Annotated in this window: 20 protein-coding genes and 1 tRNA gene; 8 read left to right on the top strand and 13 right to left on the bottom strand. The window is 69.3% G+C overall.

Annotated features, from left to right (window positions below; genetic code table 11):
• The first annotated feature begins 52 nt into the window (after positions 1-52).
• The 4 genes from ACIBKX_RS05765 (at position 53) to ACIBKX_RS05750 (ending at position 4,516) form a co-directional block, all read left to right on the top strand.
• A complete protein-coding gene (locus ACIBKX_RS05765) occupies positions 53-757 on the top strand; it encodes a response regulator transcription factor (RefSeq protein ID WP_363271873.1) in 705 nt (234 codons plus the stop codon).
• Positions 754-2,148 (top strand): HAMP domain-containing sensor histidine kinase, encoded by a 1,395-nt coding sequence (locus ACIBKX_RS05760; RefSeq protein WP_363271872.1) that lies wholly within the window; start codon positions 754-756, stop codon positions 2,146-2,148. The genes ACIBKX_RS05765 and ACIBKX_RS05760 overlap by 4 nt, the downstream gene beginning before the upstream one ends.
• 392 nt (positions 2,149-2,540) lie before the next feature.
• On the top strand, positions 2,541-3,587 hold the full coding sequence (locus tag ACIBKX_RS05755; protein WP_363271871.1) for a chitinase: 1,047 nt from the start codon (positions 2,541-2,543) through the stop codon (positions 3,585-3,587).
• 377 nt (positions 3,588-3,964) lie between these two features.
• Complete coding sequence (locus ACIBKX_RS05750) at positions 3,965-4,516, top strand: hypothetical protein (RefSeq protein WP_363271870.1); 552 nt, start codon at positions 3,965-3,967, stop codon at positions 4,514-4,516.
• 150 nt (positions 4,517-4,666) lie between these two features.
• Here the strand turns inward: ACIBKX_RS05750 and ACIBKX_RS05745 are convergent, their stop codons facing one another.
• The 7 genes from ACIBKX_RS05745 to ACIBKX_RS05715 all read right to left on the bottom strand — a co-directional run bounded on the left by ACIBKX_RS05745 (position 4,667) and on the right by ACIBKX_RS05715 (position 14,674).
• Positions 4,667-6,316, bottom strand: a complete 1,650-nt coding sequence (locus ACIBKX_RS05745; RefSeq protein ID WP_363271869.1) for a bifunctional aspartate transaminase/aspartate 4-decarboxylase — start codon at positions 6,314-6,316, stop codon at positions 4,667-4,669.
• A gap of 37 nt (positions 6,317-6,353) precedes the next feature.
• A complete protein-coding gene (aspT, locus tag ACIBKX_RS05740; RefSeq protein ID WP_363271868.1) occupies positions 6,354-8,057 on the bottom strand; it encodes an aspartate-alanine antiporter in 1,704 nt (567 codons plus the stop codon).
• A 21-nt stretch (positions 8,058-8,078) separates the two neighbouring features.
• Entirely contained in the window at positions 8,079-9,758 is a 1,680-nt protein-coding gene (gene aspT / locus ACIBKX_RS05735; RefSeq protein ID WP_363271867.1) for an aspartate-alanine antiporter, read from the bottom strand.
• Between the two features lie 100 nt (positions 9,759-9,858).
• On the bottom strand, positions 9,859-11,313 hold the full coding sequence (locus tag ACIBKX_RS05730; RefSeq protein ID WP_363271866.1) for a GH1 family beta-glucosidase: 1,455 nt from the start codon (positions 11,311-11,313) through the stop codon (positions 9,859-9,861).
• 124 nt (positions 11,314-11,437) lie between these two features.
• Entirely contained in the window at positions 11,438-12,307 is an 870-nt protein-coding gene (locus tag ACIBKX_RS05725) for a carbohydrate ABC transporter permease (RefSeq protein ID WP_363271865.1), read from the bottom strand.
• Between the two features lie 9 nt (positions 12,308-12,316).
• Positions 12,317-13,333 (bottom strand): sugar ABC transporter permease, encoded by a 1,017-nt coding sequence (locus tag ACIBKX_RS05720; protein WP_363271864.1) that lies wholly within the window; start codon positions 13,331-13,333, stop codon positions 12,317-12,319.
• 6 nt (positions 13,334-13,339) lie between these two features.
• The gene (locus ACIBKX_RS05715; RefSeq protein WP_363271863.1) at positions 13,340-14,674 is read right to left on the bottom strand and encodes an ABC transporter substrate-binding protein; all 1,335 of its coding nucleotides are present in this window, start codon (positions 14,672-14,674) and stop codon (positions 13,340-13,342) included.
• A gap of 266 nt (positions 14,675-14,940) precedes the next feature.
• Between ACIBKX_RS05715 and ACIBKX_RS05710 the strand changes: the two genes are divergently transcribed.
• Both ACIBKX_RS05710 and ACIBKX_RS05705 read left to right on the top strand, forming a co-directional pair.
• The gene (locus ACIBKX_RS05710) at positions 14,941-15,996 is read left to right on the top strand and encodes a LacI family DNA-binding transcriptional regulator (RefSeq protein WP_363271862.1); all 1,056 of its coding nucleotides are present in this window, start codon (positions 14,941-14,943) and stop codon (positions 15,994-15,996) included.
• Between the two features lie 40 nt (positions 15,997-16,036).
• Positions 16,037-16,225, top strand: coding sequence for a hypothetical protein (locus ACIBKX_RS05705; protein WP_363271861.1), 189 nt, complete (start codon positions 16,037-16,039; stop codon positions 16,223-16,225).
• A 21-nt stretch (positions 16,226-16,246) separates the two neighbouring features.
• Here ACIBKX_RS05705 and ACIBKX_RS05700 read toward each other — a convergent pair whose 3' ends face one another.
• The 5 genes from ACIBKX_RS05700 to ACIBKX_RS05680 form a co-directional block, all read right to left on the bottom strand.
• A complete protein-coding gene (locus ACIBKX_RS05700) occupies positions 16,247-16,504 on the bottom strand; it encodes a chaplin (protein WP_363271860.1) in 258 nt (85 codons plus the stop codon).
• Positions 16,505-16,696: 192 nt separating this feature from the next.
• A tRNA-His gene (locus tag ACIBKX_RS05695) sits at positions 16,697-16,769 on the bottom strand.
• A gap of 133 nt (positions 16,770-16,902) precedes the next feature.
• Positions 16,903-17,505, bottom strand: coding sequence for an oligoribonuclease (gene orn / locus ACIBKX_RS05690; RefSeq protein WP_363271859.1), 603 nt, complete (start codon positions 17,503-17,505; stop codon positions 16,903-16,905).
• A gap of 10 nt (positions 17,506-17,515) precedes the next feature.
• Positions 17,516-18,760, bottom strand: coding sequence for a helix-turn-helix domain-containing protein (locus ACIBKX_RS05685; protein WP_363271858.1), 1,245 nt, complete (start codon positions 18,758-18,760; stop codon positions 17,516-17,518).
• A gap of 432 nt (positions 18,761-19,192) precedes the next feature.
• Positions 19,193-19,465: a hypothetical protein gene (locus ACIBKX_RS05680; protein ID WP_363272048.1), complete on the bottom strand. Its 273-nt coding sequence runs from the start codon at positions 19,463-19,465 to the stop codon at positions 19,193-19,195.
• Positions 19,466-19,998: 533 nt separating this feature from the next.
• Between ACIBKX_RS05680 and ACIBKX_RS05675 the strand changes: the two genes are divergently transcribed.
• Complete coding sequence (locus ACIBKX_RS05675; protein ID WP_363271857.1) at positions 19,999-20,523, top strand: universal stress protein; 525 nt, start codon at positions 19,999-20,001, stop codon at positions 20,521-20,523.
• Between the two features lie 164 nt (positions 20,524-20,687).
• Entirely contained in the window at positions 20,688-21,263 is a 576-nt protein-coding gene (locus ACIBKX_RS05670) for a GPR1/FUN34/YaaH family transporter (protein WP_363271856.1), read from the top strand.
• Between the two features lie 107 nt (positions 21,264-21,370).
• Here the strand turns inward: ACIBKX_RS05670 and glmS are convergent, their stop codons facing one another.
• Complete coding sequence (gene glmS / locus ACIBKX_RS05665; RefSeq protein ID WP_363271855.1) at positions 21,371-23,188, bottom strand: glutamine--fructose-6-phosphate transaminase (isomerizing); 1,818 nt, start codon at positions 23,186-23,188, stop codon at positions 21,371-21,373.
• Between the last annotated feature and the right edge of the window lie 34 nt (positions 23,189-23,222).

The following is a 23,222-nucleotide window of genomic DNA, read 5'->3' as shown; positions in this document are numbered from 1 at the left end:
CCCAGGTGTCCCAGGGGGACCGCTGTCGCCCATATGGCGTACGGTGCCGCCCATGGCAAGTGTGCTCGTCGTCGAGGATGACCAGTTCGTACGCTCCGCCCTCATCCGGCACCTGACCGAGGCATCGCACACCGTGCGCAGCGTCGGCACGGCCCTGGAGGCGCTGCGCGAGGTCGCCCATTTCCGCTTTGACGTGGTGATTCTTGACCTCGGTCTGCCCGATCTGGACGGATCCGAGGCATTGAAGATGCTGCGCGGGATCACCGACGTACCCGTGATCATCGCGACCGCGCGGGACGACGAGACCGAGATCGTCCGGCTCCTCAACGACGGTGCCGACGACTACCTGACCAAGCCGTTCTCCGTCGAGCACCTGTCGGCGCGGATGGCCGCCGTGCTGCGCCGCTCGCGCGTCACGGCGGGCGAGGCGCCGCCGAGCCGGGAGATACGGGTGGGCGGGCTCGCCATCGATCCGCTGCGCCGCCAGGCCGAGCTGGACGGCGCGCGGCTCGATCTGACCCGCCGCGAGTTCGACCTGCTCGCGTTCCTCGCCGGGCGGCCCGGTGTCGTCGTACCGCGCAAGGAGCTGCTCGCCGAGGTGTGGCAGCAGAGTTATGGCGACGACCAGACCATCGACGTCCATCTGTCGTGGCTGCGACGGAAGTTGGGCGAGACGGCGGCGCGGCCGCGCTATCTGCACACGCTGCGGGGCGTCGGCGTCAAGCTGGAGCCGCCGGTGACGGAGCCTCCGCAGTGAGATGGGCCCTGGTCAAGGTGTGCCTGGCCGTCACGACGATGGTCGTGGTGGCCTTCGCGGTTCCGCTCGGGCTCGTCATCCAGGAGATGGCACGGGACCGGGCCTTCTCGAACGCGGAGCGGCACGCGGCCGGCCTCGGCCCCACGCTCTCCATCACCACCGACCGCGACCAGCTGACGCGGGCCGTCGCCACGTCCGAGGCGGGCGGCGAGGGCCGGATGGCCGTCTATGTGCCGCCCGTCGACGAGGCGCCCGCGCTGGAGATCGGCGACGGCCGCGCGGACGCGGTGGCGGTGGAGACCACCCGCAGGGAGGGCCGGGCCCGGACGGCCACGGTCGACGGCGGCTACGCGCTGCTCCAGCCGACGGCGCTCAGCTCCGGCAAGATCGCGGTCGTCGAGATCTTCGTGCCGGAGGGTGCGGTCAGCAACGGCGTGACCACGGCGTGGCTGGTGCTCGCGGGCGTCGGCGTCGCGCTGATCATCGGGTCCGTGGCGGTCGCGGACCGCCTTGGCGTACGTATGGTGCAGCCCGCCAAGCGCCTGGTGGGCGCAGCTCATGACCTCGGCGAGGGAAAGCTCGGCGCGAGGGTGGTGGAGGAGGGCCCGACGGAACTGCGCCTGGCAGCCGTGGCGTTCAACTCCATGGCGGATCAGGTGGTCCAACTCCTCGCGAACGAGCGGGAGTTGGCGGCAGATCTCTCCCACCGCCTGCGCACCCCGCTGACGGTGCTGCGGCTCAACGCGGCGTCGCTCGGCGACGGTCCGGCGGCCGAGCAGACCCGTATCGCGGTGGAGAAGCTGGAGCGCGAGGTCGACACGATCATCCGCACGGCGCGGGACGCCAAGCCGCAGACCGCCACCGTCGGCCCCGGCGCGGGCTGCGACGCCTCCGAGGTGATCCGGGAGCGGATGGCCTTCTGGTCGGCGCTCGCGGAGGACGAGGGGCGCGAGGTGCGCGTCGCCGGGGTGGAGCGGCCGGTGCGGATACCGGTGGCGCGCCCCGAACTGGTCGCCGCGCTCGACGCGTTGCTCGGCAACGTCTTCCGGCACACGCGCGAGGGCGCGGCGTTCGCGGTGGACGTACACAGCGGCGAGGACGCGGTGATCGTCCTCGTCTCGGACGCGGGCGGCGGCATCGCCGACCCCGAGGCGGCGCTGGCCCGCGGCGGCGGCTCCGGCGAGGACGGGTCGACGGGCCTCGGCCTGGACATCGTGCGGCAACTGGCGGAGTCGACGGGCGGGGACGTCCGCATCGGCCGCTCGGTGCTGGGCGGCACGGAGGTCCGCATCTGGATTCAGCTGGACGGCCGACGGGCGTCGGGCGGGGGCCGGGGCCGGGGCCATCGGGGACCGGTACGCCGCCGCAAGCGGACTCCGAGCGTGCGCTAGCGCTGCGCAGGTACTCCCCTCACCTGATCGATGCCGGGCAGACGGGCGGGTGGCTGGGGAAACCCGCGCGGAGCGCGGAAATCCACCCACGACCCGCATCCGCGAGCGAACGCGCGGAAATCCACCCACGACCCGCACCCGCGAGCGAACCCGCGGAAACCCACCCACGACCCGCACCCGCGAGCGAACCCGCGGAAACCCACCCACGACCCGCACGCGGGACCTGCACCCCCCCAGCGAACCCGACGGCAACAATTAACCGCCCCCGATCGCCCCCTTAAGCGCACCCTAAGATCCAGCCGCCCACCCGCTATGCCCCAAATGCCGCGCCCCCACGGGGCTAACGTTCCTGCCGCACCCCAACCCCCCGCACCCCTTAAGGCAGGCACGCCATGAGCACCACACACCGGCGCACGGTCAGCACCAAGGCCAAGGTCATAGGCGGGCTCACGGCCGCCGCCCTGGTCGGCGGCGGCGCCTTCGCCTTCTCCGGTACGGCACTGGCGAGCAAGACCCCCGCGGAGACCACCCCCAGGGCCGAGGCCGCCGCCGGTAAATTCGCCCCCTTCGTCGACACCTCCCTCGCCCCCGCGTACGACCTCGTGGACACGGCGGACAAGACCGGCGTGAAGGAGTTCACCCTCGCGTTCATCACCTCCGGCGGCGGCTGCGAGCCCCTGTGGGGCGGCACCACGGGACTCGACGACGACAAGGTCGCCTCGCAGATCGGCGCCCTGCGGGACAAGGGCGGCGACGTACGCGTGTCCTTCGGCGGCGCGGCGGGCTCGGAGCTGGGCCTCAAGTGCGACACCGCCGACGCGCTGGCGAAGGCGTACGGCAAGGTCATCGACAAGTACAAGCTGACGAAGGTCGACTTCGACATCGAGGGCGCGGCGCTGCCCGACACCGCCGCCAACACCCGCCGCGCACAGGCGATTTCACAGCTCCAGAAGGAACACGAGGGCCTGGACGTCTCGTTCACGCTGCCCGTGATGCCGGAGGGGCTGACGCAGCCGGGCGTGGACCTCGTCGCCGACGCGAAGAAGAACGGCGTACAGATCTCCGCGGTGAACATCATGGCGATGGACTACGGGCCGGCCTACAGCGGCGACATGGGCCAGTACGCCATCGACGCCGCCACGGCCACGCAGAAGCAGATCAAGGGCGCGCTCGACCTGTCCGACGAGGAGGCGTGGAAGACCGTGGCGGTCACGCCGATGATCGGCGTCAACGACGTGACGACCGAGATCTTCAAGGTGGACGACGCCACGCAGCTGGTGAAGTTCGCCGAGGAGAAGGGCATCGGCTGGCTCGCCATGTGGTCCTCGACCCGCGACAAGGCGTGCGAGGGAGGCGCCAACAACGGTGCGCAGCCGACCTGTTCGTCGATAGAGCAGGAGCCGCTGGCCTTCACGAAGGCGTTCGGTACGTACAAGTAGCGCAGCCCCTCGGCCAACCACCACCCCCCACACGGCGCCCCGACCGGCATCCCCCCACCCGGCCGGGGCGCCCGTACGTATGCCCAGGGGCGAGGGGATCTTTCCGACGATCAGTGGGCCGTGCTGTACTGGCGCGGTGGCGGATGTGCCGGGCGCGGACTTCGATGACGGCGGAGAAGCGCGTGCCCCGGTCGACGTCCAGCTGGCTCGGCTCGGCGCCTGCTGGATGCGCGCCTCGACGACCGAATCCACCGACCCCGAACGTGCGGCGGAGGACTGGTCGACGGCCGCGCGGGTACCGTCTCGTCGGCGATCTCGACTCGTTGGACGACACCGTGTCGGCGCTGGCCCGTGGCTTGGCCGCCTCCGTGGACCCCGTGGAATCCGATCACCGGCTGCAGAACCTCGTCAGCTCGCTGGGGGAACGAGTACGCGTAGGCGGCTATGCGCATGAGCTGCTGAACCACATCGTCCTCGTGGAATCGCGCCTCACGCCGTACTCGCTGCCCAAGCTCGCCGGCCGGCTGCTCCTCGACCTGGCGCTCATGGCCTGCCGCCGCGCCCTCAAGAGCGGCTCGGTGTACGACTACCTCCTGGCCGTAGTGCTCCTCGGCCGGTGCGCCCGATTGATCCCGGACGGCACAACGACATTCGACGGCCTGAAGACCCCTTCGGGCAACGCCGTAATCAGCGACGAGTCCGTGCGCTTCGGCTGGACGCTCGACGGTCTCAAAGAAGCCTTCGCCACGACGGGCGCACATGACTCCTACTCCGATGTCCTGAACGGCATCGCCGAGGGCATCGGGGAATATCTGACAAGGGGCACGGCTTCGGTGTCTCGGAGATCGTCACCATCGCCCTCTCCATCGCGGGCAGCGTCGCCTCGGACGCCGTCGCCGCCTCGCTCAAGTCGGCCACCCGCGGCGTGATCCGCCGCGTCCGCTCACGACGGTCGCGCAGCGACGGGAGCACCGACGGAATCGCCGGGCTCATCGACAGGGAACGCCGGGAAGCACCGGAGACCGACTCGGAGTGAGACCCGCGCCGGCCCCAGCGCAACAGCAACCTTTAAAACACCCCTACGCCCTGGACGCCTGCCACTCCGTCGCATAGTCGTTGAAGATCGCCCGCAGATGATGCCCGATCTTCAGGTAGTCGAGATCGTCGAGGTTGGCCAGGGACACCCGTACCGACCACTCGGGGCCCTCGAAGCCGCCGCCGTTCAGGAGTACCACGTGGGTCTGCTCGGCCAGGCGGAACAGTGGGTCGACCGGCTCGTAGTTCTTCTCCAGGAAGTCCGCGAAGTCCTTGCCGTGGACGCGTTCCGCCTCGGCGAGCAGATCTAGCTCGATGTAGTAGCCGGCCCGCTTCGGATCGTCGGCGATCTTCATCTCGGCTCCCTCCAGGAGGAGTTCGAGCCGCTGCCGGACGATCGCGCGGATCCGCCGCTTGTACGCCTGGCCCTCCTCCAGCATGTCGAAGAGCGAGAACAGGACCATGATCACCTGCTGGGGGAGCGAGAGCCCCGAGGTGTGGTTCAGGGCCACCTGGCGCGAGTCCGCGACCAGGCGGTCGATGAACCTGATCTTCTCCGGTTCGAGCGACAACGTCCCGTACCGCCTGGCCAGCCGGTCCTTCTCGGCCTGCGGGAGCGCCGCGATCAGCTCGTCGATGACGTTGTCGTCGTGCAGCCCGATGACGCCGAGCCGCCAGCCGGTGGCGCCGTAGTGCTTGGAGTACGAGTACACGAGCAGCGTGTTGCGCGGCAGGTCGGCGGCGATCGACCGGAAGCCCTCCACGAACGTGCCGTACACGTCGTCCGTGACGATCAGGAGGTTCGGGTTGGACGTGGCGACGATGTCCTTGATCTGGTCCGCGACCCGCTGACTCAGCGCGAGCGAGGGCGGGTTGGAGGGATTGACCAGGCACACCATCTTGATGTCGGGGTCCGCGAGCTTGGCCACCTCCTCCTCCGGGTAGCGCCACTCCCGCACGCCCGCCTCGGCGAACTTGCCGGCCTCGACGTACGTGACGTCGAACTCGTACGTGTCGAGCTCGGGAATCTCGATGTACGGCGTGAACACCGGAACCATCAGGGCGATCTTGTCGCCCTTGTGCAGGACCCCGTTCTTCATGAGCGAGTCGAAGATGTAGCACATCGCGGCCGTGCCGCCCTCGGTGGCGAAGAGGCTCAGGTTGTCGGCGGGGGGCCGGTGGTCGAACATCTCGTCGGCGACGTAGCCGCGCACGATCTGCTCGGCGTGCCTCAACATCCGGTCGGGCACGGGGTAGTTGTCGCCGACCGAGCTGTCCGCCAGCTCATGGACGAAGTCGTCCTTGTCGAAGCCGAACCGCTCGACGGCGTACTCGACGCACCGCTGGAGCAGTTCGATGCCGGGCAGATCGGGGTGCTGTCGTACGAACATGTCGAAGCGGTCGCCCGAGCCGGTCTTCTCCGGCATGCCGCCGAGGTTGTCGGCGGTCCACACCCTTCTCGACTCCGACAGGGCGAAGTAGCCGAGCGCGTAGAACGCCTCGCGGGGTCCGGTGGCGACCCAATTGGGGTTGCCGCGGCCCGCGTTGAGCATCTGGGTGCTCGACTTCTCCTTCTGGCCCGGCTTGTCGGCCTGCACCGCCTGGGCGATCCGGATGAACTTGTCCTTCAGCTCGAAGGGGCTGAGCTGGGCGAACGACTGGATTTCCTCGCGGGTGAAGCTGGTCTTGGGCACGGCTCGTTCCTCACATGGGGATGGGGAGTGGCGGGGTTCAGTGGTGGAGCAGGACGATGACGGCTCCCCAGATGGTCAGGAGCACGTTTCCGACGGCGTACGGAATCGTGTAACCGAGCGTGGGGATCTGGGACTTGGACGATTCGTTGATCGCGCCGATCGCCGCGGTGGTGGTCTGGCCGCCCGCGAGCACGCCCATCAGGATCGGGAAGCGGATCTTCTGGACGTAGTGCCCGAAGACGAAGCCCACGATGAGGGGGATCACCGTGGCGACCGCGCCGAACACGAGCAGACCCCAGCCGGCCGTCGACAGGCCGGAGGTGAAGCTCGGCCCCGCGTTGATGCCGACGACCGCCACGAAGAGGCAGAGCCCGAGCGTGTCCATGAACCACTGGGCGCCGGGCGGCACATTGCCGTACGTCGGGTACTTGCCGCGGATCCAGCCGAAGACCAGGCCCATGATCAGCGCCCCGCCGGACGTGGAGAGCGAGATCGGGACGCCGCCCGCCGTCAGCGCGGGGATGCCGATGCAGCCGCCGAGGAAGATGCCGAGGCCCACCCAGAGCATGTCGGTGGCGAACGACGTCGGGACGGGCTTGCCCAGCTCCTTGCCCGCCGGGTCCACCAGGCGTCTGGGGCCGGTGAGGATCAGGGTGTCGCCGCGCTCCAGTTGCGTGGAGAGCCGGTAGGGGAACTCGGCGCCGGAGCGGTACAGCTTGTCCACGTAGACGCCGACCATGAACGGCTCGCGGCGCAATTCGCCGATGGACTTGCCCAGTTGGGCCTTCTCCGAGACGACGACGTGCAGTGACTCCGTCTGGTAGCCGAGGAGTTCGACGTCGTCGGTCTCGGACCCGATGTGCGTACGGGCGTCGAAGGCGACGAGCGAGTCGCGCAGCGCGCTCAGCGCGACGACATCGCCCTCGCGCAGAGTGGTGCGCTGGTCGTGGTCGAGGATGTTGCCGTCCCTGCGTACGCGGGTGATGTAGACGCGGCGGTCCAGCGTGCGCTGCTGGTTCTCGAAGTCCTCGATGGTGCGGCCCACGAGGTCGGGGCGCTGGATGGTGTAGGCGCGCAGCACGACCTCGTAGTAGCCCTCGGCGAGGTCGGGATTGTCGCCCGGCGTGTCCAACTCCCGTGCGAGGGCAGCCGATTCGGCGGCCAGGTCGCGGCGGTACAGCTTGGGCAGGACATTGGCGAGCAGCATCGCGCAGAGGATGGTGCCGAGCGGGTAGGTCACGGCGTACCCGATGGCGACCAGGTTCGACTCGCTCTTGACCTGCGCGGAGCTGAGCCCCGGAAGGTTGGAGATCGCGTCCCCGGCGACGCCGATGACGGCGGACTGGGTGAGCGCCCCGCCGAGCAGTCCGGCCGAGAGGCCGGGACCGTAGCCGAGCATCGCGGCGAATCCCCAGCAGACGAGCAGCCCGGTCACACAGACCACGACCGCGTTGAGGACCTGCGGAAGGCCGTCCTTCTTCAGGCCGCGGAAGAACTGCGGGCCGACCTTGTAGCCGAGCGCGAAGAGGAACATCGTGAAGAAGAGGTTCTTCACCGTCCCGTCGATCTCGACCTTGAACTGCGCGCCGAGCAGCAGCCCCGCGATGAGACAGCCGGTGACGGCGCCGAGCGCGATGGCCTTGTAGCGGAGCTTTCCGAAGAGGAACCCGATCGCCACGGTGATGAAGACGAGCAGCTCGGGGTGCGGCTGGAAGATGTTCCGGTTCAGGAAATCGATCATGTGCTGGTCTCCGGCCCTTCGCTATGCGCCGAGTACGCCGACGAGGATCGGTCCGGTGAGGGGGAGCAGGAAGTTGGAGAGGGCGTACGTGATCGTGTAGCCGAGCATCGGCACCGAGCTCTGGGCCACTTGGGTGACGGAGGTGATCGCGGGGGTCGAGCACTGCTGTCCGGCGATGGCGCCGATGAGCAGTGGTTTCTCGATCTTCAGGAGCTTGCGGCCGACGACGAGCGAGATCGTCGCGGGTACGAGGACCATCGCGATCCCGGCGAACGGGAGCAGCGCCCCGTACTCCTTGATCAGCGGCCAGGCCTGGGGCCCGGAGACCAGGCCCGTACAGGCGATGAAGACCGCGAGGCCCATGTCCTTGATCGTCCCGGCGGCCTGGGGCGGAAAGGCCCCGAAGGTCTGCTTCCGGGAGCGGAACCAGCCGAAGAGCAGCCCGGAGATCAGACAGCCGCCGCCGGTGCCCAGCGACATCGGGACGTCGCCGAAATTGATGACGACCTGCCCGAGGAGAGAGCCCGCGGCGATGCCGAGACCCAGATAGATGAAGTCGGTGGCGTCGTTCTTGACGACGGCGCCGATCTTCGCGACCACCTTGTTGAGGCCGGAGCGCGCGCCCACGAGCGTGAGCACGTCACCCCGGTGCAGGGTCGTGTCGCCGGTCGCGGGCACGGACTGATCACCGCGGAGTACGTCGGTGACGTACACCCCGTCCTTGACGAACTCGGGGTGGGCCTGCTGCAACTGGTCCACCGTGAGCCCCTCGGAGGACTTCTCGGTGACGGCGACCTGGGTGGTGGCCAGGGGAGTGTCGACGCCGGGGATGCCGGGGGTCTCGGGGCCGAGCAGCCGGCCCGCCTCGATGACATTGGCCCGCCTGCCGACGACCAGGGCCAGGTCGGAGAGGGTCAGGGTGAGGCCGGGCGCGGGCGTGAGGAGCTTGCTGCCGCGTTTGACGGCCTCGACGGTGATCCGGCCGCCCAGCTCGGACTCCAGGTCGCCGACGGTCCTGCCGTCGCCCGCCGTCACCAGGAAGGTGCGGCCGACCATGCCGGGCAGCGCCGCGCGCTCGTCGGACTCCAGGCCGCCGCCACCGCCGCGCATCTTCTCCCACAGCTCGCGCGAGGCGTCCCGCAGATTGATGCGGAGCAGCATCGGCATGATCTGGCTGGTGTAGATCACGATGGTGACCAGGCCGAAGAGGTAGCAGACGGTGTACGCGGTGGCGACGTGCCCCTGGTACTGGGTGATCTGCTCCTGGGTGAGATCGCTGAGCTTGCCGATCGACTCGGTGGCGGTGCCCACGACGGCGGACTCGGTGGCGGCGCCTGCGAGGATGCCGGAGGCCGTGCCGACGTCCAGGTCGAAGGCCTTCGCGAGACCGAAGGCGATGGACAGGACGCAGACCAGCTCGATCCCGCAGAGCGCGAAGAAGCGCAGGCTCTTGCGGTTGAGGTTGGCGAAGAACTGGGGGCCCGCCATATAGCCGAGGGCGAAGATGAACAGGGCGAAGAAGATCGTCTTTACGTCGTCGGAGACGGTGACCTTGGCCCAGGCGCCGAGCAGCAGCGAGACGATCAGGGTGCCGCAGATGCCGCCGAGGGTGATGGGGCCGACGCGCAGCTTGCCCAGGAGGTAGCCGAGGGCGAGGCAGATGAACAGCGCGAATTCGGGGTGATCACGGAGTACGCCCACCGGCGTTCACCGTGCCTTTTCTATGACGTAATGCGCAATAGAGGGCATAGCGGCAACCTAAGGAGCCGAGTGGTGGGGTGCCACTCGGCTCCGGCTGCTCTTAGTCGGCCCGGTACTCGCGCGGTAGCTCGCCGGTCGAGGCGATGCCCGCGTACCAGTGGGCGCTGGACTTCGGGGTGCGGGCCTGCGTCTCGTAGTCGACGTGCACCGCGCCGAACCGCTTGCTGTAGCCGTACGCCCATTCGAAATTGTCGAGCAGCGACCAGAGGAAGTAGCCGCGCACGTCCGCGCCGGCGAGCAGCGCGTGGTGCACGGCCGCGAGGTGGGAGTGCAGATAGCGGATCCGGTCGGGGTCGTGGACCTCGCCGTTCTCGCCGGGCTTGTCGTCGTACGCGGCGCCATTTTCCGTCACGTAGAGCGGAACCCCGGGGGCTTGAGCGGTGTACTCAAGGAGAAGGTCCGTGAGGCCGGTCGGATCCACCGGCCAGTCCATCGCGGTGAGTTCACCGGGCGCCCGATGGAAGGAGACGTGCTGGTCGGCGCCCGGCCAGGGGGAGTGCTCGCTGGCCCCGTGGCCGTCCCTGCGCGGCCCGGCGGCGGTGTCCTCGGTGGCGGCCGAGACGACGGCGGGGGAGTAGTAGTTGATGCCGAGATAGTCGAGGGGGTGGTGGGCGATGCGCAGATCGTCGTCCTGGACGAAGGACCAGTCGGTGAGGTGCGCGGTGTCGGCGATCAGATCGTCGTCGTACGTTCCTCGGAGCATCGGCCCGGTGAAGACGCGGTTGGCCAGCGCGTCGATCCGGCGCCGAGCGTCGAGATCCGCGGCGGACGCGGTGAGCGGGCGCACCGCGCTCGGGTTGAGGCTGACGCCGACGCGCGCGCGGGCCGGCAGCGCCTCGCGCAGCGCCTGGGCGCCGAGGCCGTGCGCGAGGTTGAGGTGGTGAGCCGCGCGCAGGGCGGCCACGGGATCGGTGCGGCCCGGCGCGTGCACCCCCGAGCCGTAGCCGAGAAAGGCGCTGCACCAGGGCTCGTTGAGCGTCGACCACATCTCCACGCGGTCACCGAGCGCCTCGCCCACGATCCCCGCGTACTCGGCGAAGCGGTACGCGGTGTCGCGCTCCGGCCAGCCGCCGCCCGCCGTGGATCCGCTGGGGAAGGCGTCCTCCAGCTCCTGCGGCAGGTCCCAGTGGTAGAGGGTGGCCATCGGGCGGATGCCGTGGCCGAGCAGTTCGTCGACGAGCGCGCGGTAGAAGTCGAGCCCGCGCTGGACGGCGGGCCCGCGCCCGGTGGGCTGCACCCGCGGCCAGGACACCGAGAAGCGGTACGAGGTCAGGCCCAGGTCCGCCATGAGGCGTACGTCGTCGCGCCACCGGTGGTAGTGGTCGACGGCGATGTCGCCGGTGTCCCCGCCGAGCACCTTGCCCGGCGTATGGCTGAACGTGTCCCAGATGGAGGGGGTGCGGCCGTCCTCCCGCGCGGCCCCCTCGATCTGGTACGCGGCGGTCGCGGCGCCCCACAGAAAGCCGGGCGGAAAGCGCAGGGTCTCAAGTGCCATAGGAGCGCTCCCAAGGTTCGTACGGAAAGGGGGAGTTGAGAGGGAGAGTTGAAAGGGAGAGTTGAGAGGGGGAGTCGAGCGGGGCGGTGATGGGCGGGGCGCGAGGGCGGTCGCCCCGGGGTGTTCAACCCTTGACCGCGCCCTGCATGATTCCGCCCACGATCTGCTTGCCGAACAGCACGAAGGCGATCAGCAGCGGCAGCGTGCCGAGCAGGGCGCCCGCCATGATCACGGACTGGTCGGGGATCTGCCCGCGGCCGAGCCCGGCCAGGGCGACCTGGACGGTGGGCTGGCCCTCCTGGGTCAGCGCGATGATCGGCCAGAAGAAGTCGTTCCAGGCCATGACGAACGTCAGCATGCCCAGGACCGCCATCGCCGGGCGCGCTGCCGGGAAGACGACGTGCCAGATGACGCGCAGGCTGCTCGCCCCGTCCACCCGGGCGGCCTCGACGAGTTCGGTGGGCAGCGCCTCCTTGAGGTACTGCCGCATGAAGAACACACCGAAGGCGCTGACGAGCGTGGGAAGGATGACGGACTGCAGCTGGTCGGTCCAGCCGAGATCGGCCACGACCATGAAGAGGGGGACGACGCTGAGCTGGGGCGGCACCATCATCGTGCCGATCACGAGCAGCAGCAGCGTGTTGCGGAACCGGAAGCGGAGCTTGGCGAAGGCGAAGCCCGCCAGGGTGGCGAAGAGCACCGTGCCGATCGTGATGGTGCCCGCCACCACCAGGGTGTTGAGCAGGGCCGTGCCCATGTTGGCGTCGGTCCAGGCGATCTCCAGGTTCTTGAAGAGATTGCCGCCGAACCAGAAGGGAGGTGGGGTCTCGGCGAGCCGGGTGTTGTTGCGGGAGGCCGCGACGGCCGTCCACACCAGGGGGAAGAGCGAGCCGACGGTGAAGAGGATCAGCACGGCGTACGTCAGCTTGCCGCCGTGCAGATGGCGTCCGGCGCCCCGCTTCTTCGTGCCCTTCGCGGGCAGAGTGGTCGTCACGTCATCCCCTCACGCGCTCTTGCGGAGCCGGCGGCTGATGGCCCAGTTGACGAGGCCGATCAGCACAAGAATCAGGAACATGGTCCAGGCGATGGCCGACGATCGGCCCAGGTGCTGGTTGAACCAGCCCTGCTCATAGAGATAGAGGCCAAGGGTCTGGAACTGGTGGTCGGAGCCGCCGGTGGGGCTCGCGCCCTGGCTGAACAGCAGCGGTTCACCGAAGAGTTGGGTCGCCCCGATGGTCGAGACGACACAGGTGAACAGGATCGTGGGCCGCAGCGAGGGGATGGTGACGTGCAGGAACTGCTGCCAGCGGCTCGCGCCGTCCAGCGCCGCCGACTCGTACAGATCGTTCGGGATGGCCTGCATCGCGGCGAGATAGATCAGCGCGTTGTAGCCGGTCCAGCGCCAGATGACGATGGAAGAGACCGCCAACTGGGCCGTCCAGTCACCGTTCTGCCAGTCGACGGCATCGACCCCCACCAGCCCGAGCGCCCAGTTGATCATGCCGTGGTCGGTGCGGCTGAACATCAGGACGAAGACCAGCGTCGCGGCCGCCACCGATGTGGCGTACGGGGTGAGGATCGCGACGCGGAAGAACATGGAGCCGCGCAGGCGGTAGTTGAGGAGGTGGGCGAGGCCAAGCGCCATGAGCAGCTGCGGCACGGTCGAGATGAGGCCGATGGTGAAGGTGTTGCGCAGCGCGTTCCAGAAGAACTCGTCGTCGATGAGGCGCGAGAAGTTGCGCAGCCCCACCCACTCCATGTCGGTGGGCGTCCCCAGCTCCACCCGGTGCAGCGAGGCCCACCCCGTATAGAGCAGCGGGAAGAGCCCGAAGGCGATGAAGAACAGGAAGAACGGGGCGATCAGCGCGTAGGGACTCCACTTGACGTCCCAGCGGTAGCGGCGGCTGCGCCGCGCCCTGCGGCGCTCTTCGGAGGGGTCGGTCAGCGCGACGGCCCGTGCGCGGGGTGCCGCGCCCTCCTCCCGCTCCGAGGGCGCGGCGGCATGTGCGTCACTGGTCATTCCGGCTCACTGGTCCAGTGCGTTGTCGATCGTCTTCACGGCCTTGTCCCAGGCCTTGTCGGGAGAGGTTCCCTTCTGGTCGATGCCGAGCATCCCGGTGTCGGCCAGGTACTGGGAGATGATTCCGTCCTTGGGGCCGATGGGCTGGACCGGCACGCCCTCGGCGGCCTTGGAGAAGATCTGGCCCACGGGGGCGTTGTCGAAGTACGGGTTCTTGGCGTCCTTCACCTCGGGCAGGCTGTACGCAGCCTCGGCGCTGGGGAAGCTGGCGCGCTCGTCGAAGAGCTTGGCGAGCTGCTTGGGCTCGGTCAGCCAGGCGGCGAGCTTGGCCGCCTCCTCCTTGTTCTTGCCCGCCTCGGGCACGGTCAGGAAGGAGCCGCCCCAGTTGCCGGGCTTCGGCGACGCGGCGACGTCCCACTTGTCCTCGCCCTTGGGGCCCGCCTTGTCCTTGATGTAGCCGAGCATCCACGGCGGGCAGGTGATGGTGGCGAAGGCGCCGTTGGAGATCGCCTGGTCCCAACTGGGCTGGAACTGCTGGAGCTTGCTGGTCAGACCGGCCTCGGCGAATTCGGCCGCGATGTCCCAGCCCTCCTTCACCGTCGCGCTGTCCTTGTAGATCAACTCCCCGTCCTTGTCGTAGAACTTCTCCGTGCCGGAGGCGTGCACGGCGGCCATCACACCGGTCGCCCCGTCCACGAAGGACGTCCCCTCGGGGGCCTTCTTCTGGTACCGCTTGCCGACGTCGAGGTACTTGTTCCAGTCGCCCGCCCAGAGCTTGCCCACCGCCTCGCGGTCGCTGGGGAGGCCGGCCTTCTCGAAGAGGTCCTTGCGGTAGCAGATGCCGGTCGGGCCGACGTCGGTGCCGAGGCCGATCGTCTTGCCGTCGTCGGTGGTGCCCTGCTGCCACTTCCAGTCCAGGAAGTCGTTCTTGTCCACACCGGAGACCTTGCCGAGGTCCATCAGCTTGTCGGCGTGGGTGCCGGTCAGCTCGGCGATGTTGCCGACCTCGACGGCCTGGATGTCGGAGAGGCCGCTGCCGCTGCTGAGGTGGGTGAGCAGCGCGGGCCAGTAGTTCTCGTTGCGCTGCACGGAGTTCTGCTTGATCTTGATGTCGGGGTGGAGCTCCTCGTACTCCTTGTAGAGCCCGGCCTCCTGCAGGCCGAAGGCCCCGAACACGCCGACGGTGAGCGTGGTCTTGCCCTCGCCCCCTCCGCCGCCTCCGCCCGAGGAGCCGCCCGGCTCCTCCTTGTCCTCCGCGCAGCCGGCCAGCAGGCCGGCTCCCAGTGCGGTGACGGCCGCGAGGACCACCACTCTGCGGGACGTGCGGGGTGAAAAGCGCATTGCGTCCTCCTCGTGCCCCGACGTGCGGCCGCCCATGGTCAACTGCGCGGTATGGAGAGTGAATCGGGGCGGGGTACGTGCGGGTCGTGTAAGAGCCGGGTACGGTGGGAGCGCTCCCATATGTGATGTCTTGAAGAGTCGCGGCTCGGCCGGGGGGTGTCAAGGCACCGGACGGCGGGAGTTGGCCCGTCCGTGGCGCAACTCGTAGATGTGTGCGACCCGCAACGATGTCCGGCTGTTAGATTGCGCGAGGTGGGGAGGCATTGATGGGGAGTCGTCAGCCCAAGAACCGCAGCGGGGGACGTCCGACACTCGAAGAGGTGGCCGCACGCGCCGGCGTCGGCCGCGGCACGGTGTCCCGCGTCATCAACGGTTCGCCGAGGGTCAGCGAGCAGACGCGCGCCGCCGTCGAGGAGGCGGTCGCCGAGCTGGGCTATGTGCCGAACACGGCGGCCCGAGCGCTCGCCGCCAACCGCACGGACTCGATCGCCGTGGTCGTCCCCGAGCCCGAGTCCCGCTTCTTCGCCGAGCCCTACTTCTCGGACATCATCCACGGAGTGGGCGCGGCCCTCGCCGACACGGAGATGCAGCTCCTGCTGACCTTCGCGAGCGGCGACCGGGAGCGCAGACGCCTGGCCCAGTACCTGGCCGCGCACCGAGTGGACGGCGTACTCCTGGTCTCCGTCCACGCCGACGACCCGCTCCCCGACCTCCTCGAACAACTGGAGATCCCGGCCGTGATCAGCGGCCGCCGCTCGGCCGACGAGACACTGGCCTCGGTCGACTCCGACAACTTCGCGGGCGCCCGCGAGGCGGTGAACCACCTCCTGTCCCGCGGCCGCCGCACCATCGCGACGATCACGGGCCGCCTCGACGTGTACGGCGCCCAGCGCCGCCTCGACGGCTACCGCGACGCCCTGACGGAGGCGGGCCACCCGCCGGACGAGGATCTGATCGCCCCCGCCGACTTCACCGAGGAGGGCGGCCGCCGCGCGATGACCGAGCTGCTCGACCGCAGGCCCGACCTGGACGCGGTCTTCGCGGGCTCTGACGTGATGGCGGCGGGCGCCCGCCAGATCCTGCGCACGGCGGGCCGCCGCATCCCCCAGGACGTGTCCCTGGTGGGCTTCGACGACTCGGCGATCGCCCGGCACATGGACCCGCCGCTGACCAGCGTCCGCCAGCCGATCTCGGAGATGGGCCGCACGATGACGGACGTACTCCTCGCGGAGATATCCGACCGCCGCCCCGCGGCGTCCCGCCGTCTGGACCGCCCCCAGATCATCCTGCCCACGGAACTGGTGCCGCGCGCATCGTCCTGAGGCCGCTTCACGGAAACGTACGGAAAGAGAGACGGGGATCATGACTGTTGTGACGTTGCTCGGCATTCTGGCGCTCGCTGTCGGAGGCTGTGTCTGTGTGGTGTGGGCGGAGCGCGGCGGGCCCCGCTGGGTCCGCGTGGTGGCGGCGCTGACACGCGGCGCGGGCGAGCTGGTGAGCCGCGCTGGGAAGAGCAGCGGCTCCAGCCGGAACAGCGGGGGCGGCGACTAGCCGCGGCCGCGGCTCACGCGGTCACTTGTTCACGCAGAGATTGCCCTCGGCGGGGTTGAGCGCGCCGACGACGGAGACGGTGTTGCCGCAGGCGTGGACCTCGGCGTGCACGGGAGCCTGCACGAGGTTCCCGGTACCGACGCCTGGCTCGTCCGACACGTACCCCTCGGCGAAGGCGCCGTCACCCCCGGGCCCCGGACCGGCGACGGCGGAGGCGGCACCCCCGACGAGGGCGACGGCGGTGAACGCCGCGGCGGCGAAGATCCTGAGCTTGTTCATGGAAGGCCTCCGGGATGGGGGAGAAGGGCGTACACCCCGAAGATTCACCGGTGACCCGCACGACGAAAGATCAGGTAGCCCGGAAGCAGTAACGGAACTGCCCGTTCGGAGCCAGTCCCGGCGGAACCCCGGCCCCGACGGCAACACGAAGAAGGCCCGACCCGCTTTCGCGGATCGGGCCTTCCCCTTCAGGGTGAGTGACGGGACTTGAACCCGCGGCCACCTGGACCACAACCAGGTGCTCTACCAACTGAGCTACACCCACCATGTCCGGTCTTTTGTCGTTCTTCTGACCGGCCGAGAAAAAGTGTACAGGGTCCGAAGGGGTGCTCGCGCACACGTTTTGCGGACGCTCGGGGGAAGCGGCCCGGACCCCGTACACGGGACCCCTGTGCGGGCTACTCCGCAGGCAGCACGTGCTTGGCCGCGATCGACTTCGCGGTGTCCGAGTCCGGGCCGGGCTGGGGCACGAAGATCGCCTCGCGGTAGTAGCGCAGCTCGGCGATGGACTCGCGGATGTCGGCGAGCGCCCGGTGGTTGCCGTTCTTGTCCGGGCTGTTGAAGTACGCCCGGGGGTACCAGCGCCGGGCCAGCTCCTTGATCGAGGAGACGTCCACGATGCGGTAGTGGAGGAACTCCTCCAGCGTCTGCATGTCGCGGAGCAGGAAGCCGCGGTCGGTGCCGACCGAGTTTCCGCAGAGCGGCGCCTTGCGCGGCTCCTTGACGTGCTCACGTACGTACGCCAGGACCTGCTCCTCGGCGTCGGCCAGCGTGGTGCCGCCGGCCAGCTCGTCGAGGAGCCCCGAGGTGGTGTGCATCTTGCGCACCACCTCGGGCATGGTCTCCAGCGCCGCGTCCGGCGGGCGGATCACGATGTCCACACCTTCGCCGAGCACGTTCAGTTCCGAGTCGGTGACCAGCGCGGCCACCTCGATAAGTGCGTCATCCGTCAGCGAGAGCCCGGTCATCTCGCAGTCGATCCACACCATGCGATCGTTCATGCGTCTTACCCTACGGCGCACTCCTCTGGCCGGGCAGAGGTGGACGTCCTGGCGCGTATACATCCGAACTCGGCTTTCCGGGGTCCGCCGACAGCGAGGCCGAGGGACCGAGCGCGCTCGCCGCCGCCGTACGCCGAGTCTGCGACGGGACCGGACCCCCGGTCTCCGGCGCGACCACCGGCGCCGCCTGTACGGGCGGCGGGGTGGCCGCCGCCGCTTCCAGGGACCGGTCGCCCTGCGGCCTGCGGGCGCGGTAGGCGGCCCGGTAGGCGGCGGGGGACGAGCCCAGCTGGCGCCGGAAGTGGCCGCGCAGGGCCACCGGCGAGCGGAAGCCGCAGCGGCCCGCGACCTCGTCGACGGAGTAGTCGGAGGTCTCGAGCAGCCGCTGTGCCTGCAGTACGCGCTGAGTGATCAGCCACTGCAGGGGAGCGCTCCCGGTGAGCGAGCGGAACCTGCGGTCGAAGGTTCGCCTGCTCATGTACGCGCGCGCGGCGAGCGTCTCCACGTCGAACTGTTCGTGTAAATGCTCCAGCGCCCAGGCCACGACCTCGGCCAGCGGATCCGCGCCGATCTCCTCGGGCAGCGACCGGTCGAGGTACCGCTCCTGGCCGCCCGCCCTGCGCGGGGGCACGACGAGCCTGCGGGCGAGCGCGCCCGCCGCCTCGTTGCCGTGGTCCGTGCGCACGATGTGCAGACACAGATCGATTCCGGCTGCGGTTCCGGCGCTCGTCAGGACGTCTCCGTCGTCTACGAACAGTTCACGCGGATCCACATGTACGGACGGATATCGCTTCGCCAGCGTCGGCGCGTACATCCAGTGCGTGGTCGCCGGACGGCCGTCCAGCAGACCGGCCGCCGCGAGCACGAACGCGCCGGTGCACAGGCCCACGATGCGTGCGCCCTCTTCGTGCGCGCGGCGCAGTGCGTCCAGCGCCTCCGGCGGCGGCGGTGATGTGATCGACCGCCAGGCCGGAACGACGACGGTGCCTGCCCGCCCTATCGCTTCCAGGCCGTGCGGTGCGGTGAGTTCGAGCCCGCCGGTCGTACGCAGCGGCCCCTCTTCACCGGCGCAGACCAGCAGCCGGTAACGGGGGACCCCGGCGTCCTGCCGGTCGATGCCGAACACGGAGAGCGGTATGGAGCTCTCGAAGATGGGGCCACCGCTGAACAGCAGCACCGCGACGATCTCCCGGCGCCGCCGTCCGGAGAGTTTCCGAGCTGCGGCTTCTTGCACGGCAGTGGAGTCGTGGCTCATGGCGCTAAGCCCCCCTCGGTCGTCGCGGCTCCCTGTTCTTGGCGCGCTCTGTTTGTTCTACGCGTTCTGCGTTCTCGGCGCTCTTGTCGGACCTGTCGCTCCTGCACGTTTCCCCTCGGTCCTCCACCAGTCCCCCGCCGTAATACAGTCATGATCGAATCTACTGCGTCCCGTGGTGCCGGGGTGACCAGTTAAGGACCCGGCACTATGTCGACATGGCAACTTGGCGTGAAGCATTCGATCACGAAGCGTCGCACTCACGGGCGTTGCTGGGAAGTGCGCCTCGGCTCCGTGGCCGGTCCCCATAGGGTGTTGGCGCCCTTTTCTGGCCTTTCAGCCCTGGTGGGACCGGGGTTGGGTACCCGTTCGGCCAAGGAATGCGTGCTCGCCGGAAGTTGGCTGAAAAGATACGGGAGCGTGTGCGCGAATCAGTCAGTCGCCCGGCGCAGACCCACCAGCATGCCGACCGCCCCTGTGCGCCCCCGCGCCCGTCCGCCCGTGCCGTCCCCGGTGGGCACACCCCTGCTCCGCGAGCACCCGCGCCGCCCCCCGCTCGGACTGCCGGAGCAGCACCCGGCAGACACCCGTCACGGCGGCGAGACCGACGGCCGATCCGGCGGCTCCGGCCAGCGACGTCCCGTACCCGACGAGGACGACGGGCACCAGGACGCAGCTGAACGCCGCCCAGCGGACGACATCGCTCACCGAGTCCTGCGCCGGAGCGGGCGGCGTCTCCTGGGCGCGTGGCGCGGGGACCCCGCCCCGCCGGCGCTCGTGCGCCCCCTCGGATGTGCGGCGGCGGCTCTGTGCGGCGGGCGGGGACGCGGTGGGCGGTCGTGACACGGCGTGCTCCCTGTGGCGGTGGCGTACCGAGGTTCAACGCGTGGTCGCGCGGCCGGTCACTGGCGTGGACCCGGTGGCCGGCGGCGGCCCACACGGGTGGGTGCGCAAACCAGCTGTACGAGGCAGCAACCATTGCCATCCGGGCGCCGCTCATGCATGCTCCGGTGAACGCCGTGAGGCTCCCGCAGGGCCTGTCCCCATCCGTGGACAGGACCTGGGCAGGAGAGGAGTGTCGCCGTACCCTTGGGGGTATGGGGTTGGGAAGATGATTCCCGGACACAGCTCCGGTTTTCGTCGCCGCTCTCTCCAGTCCCTGCCCGTTCTTGCCCCATACAGCGTCGTACGACCCGAACAAAGCCGACCCTCCCACAGAGGACTCCTTCGCCGAGACACCCATGGCCGGTCACGAATTCTTCGAACCCGCGGACCGCAAGCGGCAGGTCGCCGATCCCACAGCGACCCCCCAGGCGGCGGAAGAACCGCGTCACTCCTGCGATCCAGCCTTCCGGCACGGGGTCGTCGTCGGTTTCGACGGCTCGACCTCCAGTGAGCGCGCTCTCTCGTACGCCATCGGGATGGCCCACCGCTCCGGCTCCGGCCTGATCATCGTCCACGTCGCCAACAGACTCCCCACCACGGTGTGGGCGGGCTGTGAGCCGCCGGTCTTCGTCGACGTACCGGACCACCGCACGGAAGTGCTCGGCCTGGAGCTGGCCTGCGCGGACTATCTCTCCGAAGTGCCGTGGATCCTCGTGGAGCGCGGCGGCGACATCTGCCACGAACTCGAAGAGGTGGGCCGCGAGTACTCCGCGGACGCGATCGTCGTCGGATCGACGCACGGGATCGTGGGGCGCATCTTCGGTTCGGTCGCGGGCCGGCTCGCGCGCCGTGCGCAACGGCCCGTCGTTGTCATTCCGTAACGTCCCGTCGTCCCAGGTGAGATGAGGGCGCCGCGGTGCCAACTTCCTCCGGGAATCCCGCCGTTGTAGATAAATCTACTCGTGCGTACAGGTGGTTTGTGCCCTTGTGAAGGGTACGTACAGGTGGCACAACAACTGCACACCGCACCTGAAGGGAGCCCGCCGTGGACAAAGACGTCTCTGCGGGAAGCACCACCTCGACTCTCGGCCATCTCGCCCTGGGGCTCACGCTGTTGGCCTTCGGCATCGGTCACACCGAAGTGATCGACTCGGTGACGGCGGCGGACGCCGCCGCCCTCGCCACGTTCGTCGGCGGCATCGCGCTCTTCGTCGCCGGTCTCTTCGCGTTCCGCGACAGCGACGCGTTCACCGGTACGGCCTTCACCGCGCTCGGCGCGCTCTGGTTCACCTGGGGCGTCTCCGCGGAGGCCGAGGTCTCCGCCAACGCCGCGGGCCTCTTCCTGCTCCTCTTCGCGCTGGTCACGCTCAGCCTGACCCTGGGGGCGTCCGGCGGCGGGACGCTCGCGCGCGGGACGTACGGGCTGCTCTTCGTCGGCCTCGTCCTGATCGCCGTGGCGCTGTTCGGCGACAGCGCGGGGCTCGCGAAGGCGGGCGGCTGGTTCGCCGCGGTCTCTGGCCTACTGGCCTGGTACGGGGCGACGGCGGCCCTGGCCAACTGGCCGACGGCCCTTCCGGGGCGCGGGCGGCCTGCCGGCCAGGGAGTGACGGCTACCGGCTGAGGCAGGCGCGGGTCAGAGGAATGGGCGCCTCTGGCCCCTGAAGAACGACTCCCTGTGCGCTTGGTGGCACGCGCAGGGAGTCGTTCACTTGTTGATGTACGGGGGAACTACTCCACCGTCACCGACTTCGCCAGGTTGCGGGGCTTGTCGATGTCCCGGCCCAGCGCCAACGCCGTGTGGTAGGCGAGAAGTTGGAGCGGGATGCCCATCAGGATCGGGTCCAGCTCGTTCTCGTTCTTCGGGACGACGATCGTCTGGTCGGCCTTCTCCTGCTCCTGGTGCGCGACCGCGAGGATCTTGCCGCTGCGGGCCTTGATCTCCTCCAGGGCGGCGCGGTTCTTCTCCAGGAGGTCGTCGTCCGGGACGATCGCGACCGTGGGGAGCGCGGGCTCGATGAGCGCGAGCGGGCCGTGCTTCAGCTCGGAGGCCGGGTAGGCCTCGGCGTGGATGTACGAGACCTCCTTGAGCTTGAGGGAGGCCTCGCGGGCGACGGGGTAGCCGCGTACGCGACCGATGAAGAGCATCGAGCGGGCGTCCGCGTACTGCTTGGCGATCTTCTTGATCTCGTCCTCCTGCTTGAGGATCTCCGAGATCTGGCCGGGCAGCTTGCGCAGGCCCTCGATGATCCGCTTGCCGTCGGAGACCGACAGGTCACGGATGCGGCCCAGGTGCAGGGCGAGCAGGCCGAAGGCGACCGTGGTGTTCGTGAAGCACTTGGTGGACACGACGCAGACCTCCGGGCCCGCGTGCACGTACACGCCCGCGTCCGCCTCACGGGCGATCGCCGAGCCGACCACGTTCACGACGCCGAGGACGCGGGCGCCCTTGCGCTTCAGCTCCTGGACGGCGGCGAGCACGTCGTACGTCTCACCGGACTGGGAGACGGCGATGTAGAGGGTGTCGGGGTCCACGACCGCGTTGCGGTAGCGGAACTCGGAGGCCGGCTCCGCGTCGGCGGGGATGCGGGCCAGCTCCTCGATCATCTGGGCGCCGATCATGCCCGCGTGGTACGAGGTGCCGCAGCCGAGGATCTTGACGCGGCGCACCTTGCGGGCGTCGTGCGCGTCCAGGTTCAGGCCGCCGAGGTGCACGGTGGAGAAGCGGTCGTCGATGCGGCCGCGCAGCACGCGGTCCACCGCGTCGGGCTGCTCGAAGATCTCCTTGTGCATGTACGTGTCGTGGCCACCCATGTCGTACGACTCGGCCTCCCACTCGACGGTGGTGGGCGAGGCCGTCGTACGCGAGCCCTCGGTCGTGTACGTGCGGTAGTCGTCGGCCTTGATGGTGGCCATCTCGCCGTCGTCGAGCGTGACGACCTGGCGGGTGTGCGAGACGAGCGCGGCGACGTCGGAGGCGACCAGCATCTCCTTCTCGCCGATGCCGAGGACGACGGGGGAGCCGTTGCGGGCGACCACGATGCGGTCGTTGAAGTCGGCGTGCAGGACGGCGATGCCGTACGTGCCCTCGATGTGCCGCAGGGCCTCGCGGACCTTCTCCTCCAGCGTGTCGGCCTGGGAGCGGGCGACGAGGTGGGTGAGGACCTCGGTGTCCGTCTCGGAGAGGAACTCGACGCCGTCGGCGATCAGCTTGGTGCGCAGCTCGGAGGCGTTGTCGATGATGCCGTTGTGTACGACGGCGACTTTGTCGTCACCCGACATGTGCGGGTGGGCGTTCTCGTCGGACGGGGCGCCGTGGGTGGCCCAGCGGGTGTGGGCGATGCCGGTCGTGCCCTTGAAGCGGGCCGGGACCTTGGCCTCCAGGTCGCGGACGCGGCCCTTGGCCTTGACCATCTTCAGGCCGCTGGCCTTGGGGCCGGTGATGACGACGCCCGCGGAGTCGTAGCCGCGGTACTCCAGGCGCTGCAGGCCTTCGAGGAGGAGGGGCGCGACGTCACGCTTGCCGATATAACCGACGATTCCGCACATAGAGGGTGTCCTAGCCGTAGAGGGTTCTGGTACT

The sequence above is a fragment of the Streptomyces sp. NPDC050658 genome (assembly GCF_044457025.1).
GTDB lineage: Bacteria > Actinomycetota > Actinomycetes > Streptomycetales > Streptomycetaceae > Streptomyces.
The sequence above is the reverse complement of the archived record's forward strand: the minus strand, read 5'-3'. Positions and strand labels throughout refer to the sequence as shown.

Excerpts from the sequence above, each read along its gene's own strand:
- ACIBKX_RS05710 (WP_363271862.1), top strand. The coding sequence starts at position 14,941 with ATGGGGAGTCGTCAGCCCAAGAACCGCAGCGGGGGACGTCCGACACTC.
- ACIBKX_RS05675 (WP_363271857.1), top strand. The coding sequence starts at position 19,999 with ATGGCCGGTCACGAATTCTTCGAACCCGCGGACCGCAAGCGGCAGGTC.
- ACIBKX_RS05705 (WP_363271861.1), top strand. The coding sequence starts at position 16,037 with ATGACTGTTGTGACGTTGCTCGGCATTCTGGCGCTCGCTGTCGGAGGC.
- glmS (WP_363271855.1), bottom strand. The coding sequence starts at position 23,188 with ATGTGCGGAATCGTCGGTTATATCGGCAAGCGTGACGTCGCGCCCCTC.
- orn (WP_363271859.1), bottom strand. The coding sequence starts at position 17,505 with ATGAACGATCGCATGGTGTGGATCGACTGCGAGATGACCGGGCTCTCG.
- ACIBKX_RS05700 (WP_363271860.1), bottom strand. The coding sequence starts at position 16,504 with ATGAACAAGCTCAGGATCTTCGCCGCCGCGGCGTTCACCGCCGTCGCC.
- ACIBKX_RS05755 (WP_363271871.1), top strand. The coding sequence starts at position 2,541 with ATGAGCACCACACACCGGCGCACGGTCAGCACCAAGGCCAAGGTCATA.
- ACIBKX_RS05765 (WP_363271873.1), top strand. The coding sequence starts at position 53 with ATGGCAAGTGTGCTCGTCGTCGAGGATGACCAGTTCGTACGCTCCGCC.
- ACIBKX_RS05730 (WP_363271866.1), bottom strand. The coding sequence starts at position 11,313 with ATGGCACTTGAGACCCTGCGCTTTCCGCCCGGCTTTCTGTGGGGCGCC.
- ACIBKX_RS05685 (WP_363271858.1), bottom strand. The coding sequence starts at position 18,760 with ATGAGCCACGACTCCACTGCCGTGCAAGAAGCCGCAGCTCGGAAACTC.
- ACIBKX_RS05715 (WP_363271863.1), bottom strand. The coding sequence starts at position 14,674 with ATGCGCTTTTCACCCCGCACGTCCCGCAGAGTGGTGGTCCTCGCGGCC.
- ACIBKX_RS05720 (WP_363271864.1), bottom strand. The coding sequence starts at position 13,333 with ATGACCAGTGACGCACATGCCGCCGCGCCCTCGGAGCGGGAGGAGGGC.
- aspT (WP_363271868.1), bottom strand. The coding sequence starts at position 8,057 with ATGATCGATTTCCTGAACCGGAACATCTTCCAGCCGCACCCCGAGCTG.